Source organism: Actinoplanes sp. NPDC051633, assembly GCF_040681735.1.
Classification (GTDB): Bacteria; Actinomycetota; Actinomycetes; order Mycobacteriales; family Micromonosporaceae; genus Actinoplanes.
The window spans coordinates 1-2,137 of record NZ_JBFAZH010001261.1; the positions used below are offsets into that span (position 1 = coordinate 1).

Below are 2,137 nucleotides of genomic sequence, written 5' to 3' on the forward strand. Positions count from 1 at the left end.
CGGCGGCAGGCGGCGCCCACGCGGCGGTCGTCGGCGCCGCGGCAAGCAGCGGAGCAAATATGCCAGCAGGCGGCGGCGTAGCTGGCTGGGCTGCCGGTACGCCGACGCTGCCGGCGTCGGCGGCACCGAGCACGGCCGCGAACGTCGGCTGCTGCACCGGCTGCACCGGCTGCCCAGTGGCGCCCAGTCGGGCTTGGACCGCGTGCACTGCCGACGGCGAGCCGGCGACGCCGCCGATGAGGTAGACGGCGGCCAGGTCCGCGACGGTCAGCTCGGCGGCCTCGACCGCGCGGGCGGCCAGCTGACCAGCCGCGTTCCACACGGCGGCGGTGGCCTGGTCGGCGGTGGCGTGACTCAGCACGATCGGCGGGTCCGGGGGCATCGCCACGGTGACGGTCGCCTGCTGCGACAGTGCCTCGCGCGCCGCGCGGATCGCGGCCAGCTGGATCCACTGCATACCGGCGCCGGGCTGTGGCGGGTGCACGGCGCGCAGCAGTTGCTCGTCCGCGGCAGCACCGCCGGCGTCGGGCTCGGCGATGGTGGACAGGATCTCCAGGCCGTGCGGCCCGCGGCGCAGCACACTCATCTCCGCGCCGGCGCCGAGGTCGCCGATGAGCAGGAATGCTCCCACCGGAATCTGGACGTGCACGGCTTCAGCGGCGAGCAGCCGTTGCCCGGCCGCGACCGGGGCCGCCGTGAGCCGTGGGACGCCGAGCCCGGCCTGCCGCGCGGCCTGCCGCAGCCACTGATGCCGTCGCGGTCCCCACCCGGCCGGCACGACCAGGCGCACATCCTGAACCGGGCCTCCGGCCAGGTCCGGCGCGCGTGCGGGGTGGGGGGGCTGGGTGGCCGGGGCGTGGGCGCTCGGCTCACCGTCCTGGCGGGTTTTGTTCATCTGCGGGGCCCCGGCGGCCCCCCGCCGGGACGGGGACAACACGAAACCGCCGGGGTCGTCGGCGGCGCGCCGCCAGGCCGCCTGCCCCACGGCGATGGCGCCGTCGGCTCCGTAGTGGATCGCACTGGAGAGCTCGAGGCGCTCGCCGTCGAGGGGCACGGGCATCCACCACCCGTCCGGCCGGCAGAGCACCGCCTGCGTGGAGGCCGCGCCGTAGTCGATGGCGAGGCACGGCGACACCGGCTGCATGATCCCAGTCAAGCAGATCGATACCCGGAGCGTGACACTACGATCACGCACAGATGATCATGGGTGCCGGCGACGACAGGTCCTGACCAGGGGTGTGAGGGTCGTGTGAGGGTCTGTCAGGTTTTTGTGAGGTCGGCGCGTCGCCTCGCCGGGAGCTCGTCGCCCTACCGTCGGCTGTGGACATGCTTTCGTGCTCGTCCCACAGCAACGGAAGGGAGACGGCGATGTTCCGACTCGTGGCGGTGATCCGCGACGCCATCCTCCTGGCGGCTCTGTTGGCCGGACCACCCTTCGTCCTGCTCGCGGTGTTCGGTTCGCCGATCCCCGATCGGTGGCCGTCGGCGTCGCAGGTGCAGCAGTGGGCCGACCAGCCGCTGGCACCGCCGTTCCTTGGGCCCACTGCCGTGGTCATCGCGTGGCTGTTCTGGGCTGCCTACGCAACCGCGGCCGTGGTCATGGCGGTGCGGCGGCTGCGCACGGTGGCCCGGCAGTGGCACCGCCTCGCTCAGTATCTGCCCGGCCCGGCGCAGAGCCTGGCGGCCACGGTGCTCGGCGCCGCCGCCGTCACCTCCGCTGCTGCACCGGCCCTCGCGCTGCCCGTCGCCGCGACGGTCAGCTCGCCGACGCCGGATCCCGACGCCGGGCTGGCGGCGGGCGCGGCGGGCCAGCACAAGTTGTCCCCCGAGAAAGCCGACAGAACCGACCGGTCGCAGCGCGCGACCAGCTCTCCGACGCCGTCGGCGGTCGGCCCGGGCTCCGACGCGGCGACCCACCTGGTCCGGCGCGGCGACTCGCTGTACGAGATCGCCGACGACCGCCTCGGCGACGGCAACCGGTGGACCACGATCTATCAGTTGAACCGCGGCGTCCGCGCCCCACACCACGGCACAGCCCTCACCGACCCCGACCTGATCTATCCCGGCATGGTGCTGAAGCTGCCGGTGCACGCCAGCTCGGATACACCTGAGGCGCGGCCGCCGATCACCTCGCCAC

The 2,137-nt window shown here is 74.1% G+C and carries 2 protein-coding genes; one reads left to right on the forward strand and one right to left on the reverse strand.

Annotated elements, in window-relative coordinates; genetic code table 11:
* Window positions 1-1,144, reverse strand: a 1,144-nt coding sequence (locus tag AB0M20_RS39815) for a hypothetical protein (protein WP_364306287.1), incomplete at its 3' end; no start/stop codon positions are given.
* Between the two features lie 224 nt (window positions 1,145-1,368).
* On the opposite strand from AB0M20_RS39815, the gene AB0M20_RS39820 reads away from it, so the two are divergent.
* Window positions 1,369-2,137: LysM peptidoglycan-binding domain-containing protein (locus tag AB0M20_RS39820; RefSeq protein WP_364306289.1), on the forward strand; the 769-nt coding region annotated here is incomplete at its 3' end.